The following is a 1,311-nucleotide window of genomic DNA, read 5'->3' on the forward strand; positions in this document are numbered from 1 at the left end:
GTACCGCTTCGTGTACGTGCTTCCCACCTGGTCACTACTTCCTCTGGAACCTCTCAGGTCCCAGTTTCCAGGTGTCCACGATCAAGGGGAAGCTTCAGTACCCGTTCGAAGTCCCAGCAATGAGCCGCTGGGCTTCTACGCTGGCATGGTGTCCGAGGAAGCCGGACCGGTGACGCGGAGCACGAGCTTGGTTCCGCCGGTGAGGCCCCTCGAGGACCGGTCGAAGGCGCCGGGGCCTTCATCAAGGGGAAGTACCTCCGTGGGCAGGTCGAGTACGCCGTCGCGGAGCTGGCTGGCGAGGACAGCGAGAGTCTCTGCGTCCGGACGGACGTAGAGATCGGCCGAAGCGAGTTCAGCGCTCGCGGCCGGGGCGTCCGAGGTGATGGAGCACAGCCGACCCCCCGGGCGGACAAGTTCCCCGGCGGTGGCGGCCGTTCCGGGGGCTGCGGCGAGCGCCGCGTCGAAGACGCGCCCGACCTCGCGCGGCCAGGCGGGGCGGCGGTAGTCGATGACGTCTGTCGCGCCCAGGCGGCGCAGCCGGTCAAAGGAGCGGGGGGACGCCGTCGCCGTCACATGGACTCCGGCCGCGACCGCGAGTTGCAGGACGAGGGCCCCGGTCACTCCCGCTCCGTTCGTCACCAGCAGTTGCATGCCGCTGGACAGGTCCAGCCAGTCCAAAGCCTGGCAGGCGGTCAGGCCGTTGACGGGGAGGGCCGCCGCCCGCGCCGGGTCCAGGCCTTCGGGCAGAGGTGCCGCGTCCGCGGCTCGCAGCAGCACCTGCTCGGCCCACAAGCCGCTGTGACCGGGCAACGGAGCACTGTGGGCCAGCACCAGGTCACCCACGGCAGGGGTCGTGACATCCGGCCCCACGGCGACGACACGACCTGCGCCCTCCACCCCGAGGGCCGCCGGAAAGCGCAGGCCCACGTCCCATCTACCGGAGGCAAGCAGCCGGTCCCAGGGGCCGACCCCGGCGGCCAGGACGTCGAGCAAGATCTCGCCTGGCCCGGGTGACTGGGGCCTGGGCAGCCGTAGCGACTGGACCGGACCGGACATTTCGGCGACCCCGCAGGCCCGCATCCGTGCATCAGCTGGCTCCGACTGCGGCATGACGCCTCCGGGAGGAATGGACTCCACCCGAGTGTGCACTGCCGTGCTGACGCAGCGTCGGTCGCCACGCGCATCAGCGGTGAAGCGTCTCACCCCAAACGCCTGAGTCGGCATCGCCCATCAGTTACGGGACAGCACTTAGGGTCTGCCGATCATTAAGGTGTTGCTTTCAGGGCTGGGGCTCGTTGGTGTCGTATGCGC

1 protein-coding gene is annotated in these 1,311 nt (G+C 69.6%); it reads right to left on the reverse strand.

What is annotated here, in order from left to right:
- Positions 1-135 precede the first annotated feature (135 nt).
- Positions 136-1,224 carry an NADP-dependent oxidoreductase gene (locus tag ACFPZI_RS32985; RefSeq protein ID WP_381370852.1) on the reverse strand — a complete coding sequence of 363 codons (1,089 nt, stop codon included), beginning with the start codon at positions 1,222-1,224 and terminating at the stop codon, positions 136-138.
- Positions 1,225-1,311: the final 87 nt, after the last annotated feature.

The organism is Streptomyces chlorus, assembly GCF_042655885.1.
Lineage (GTDB): Bacteria > Actinomycetota > Actinomycetes > Streptomycetales > Streptomycetaceae > Streptomyces > Streptomyces chlorus.

What these genes read in the sequence shown, in the direction of transcription:
- ACFPZI_RS32985 (WP_381370852.1), bottom strand. Translation starts at nt 1,224, where the DNA reads ATGCCGACTCAGGCGTTTGGGGTGAGACGCTTCACCGCTGATGCGCGT.